Here is a 246-nt window from a genome sequence, read left to right as displayed (position 1 = left end):
CGGCCGTCGCCGCCCGCCCCGCAGCCCCCCCCCACCCAGGCGGCGATCGCCTCGCGCAGCGCCGGCGTGCCGGCGGTCAGCGGGTAGCCCGGGGCGTCGGACGCCTCGGCGAGCGCCCGCCGGATCACCTCGGGCACCGGGTCGACCGGCGTGCCCATGGAGAGGTTGATCAGGCCCTCCGGGTGCGCCGCCCGCACAGACGCCGCGGCGGCCACGGACTCCCAGGAGAACAGGGGGCACCCCCAC

At 80.1% G+C, this 246-nt stretch carries 1 pseudogene; it reads right to left on the bottom strand.

The window, feature by feature from the left end:
• Positions 1-215: pseudogene (locus AB0L34_RS02435) on the bottom strand (succinyldiaminopimelate transaminase); the annotation flags it as partial.
• Positions 216-246 lie beyond the last annotated feature (31 nt).

The sequence above is a fragment of the Micromonospora sp. NPDC052213 genome (genome assembly GCF_040679695.1).
In the GTDB taxonomy this organism is placed as follows: Bacteria; Actinomycetota; Actinomycetes; order Mycobacteriales; family Micromonosporaceae; genus Micromonospora.
The sequence above is the reverse complement of the archived record's forward strand: the minus strand, read 5'-3'. Positions and strand labels throughout refer to the sequence as shown.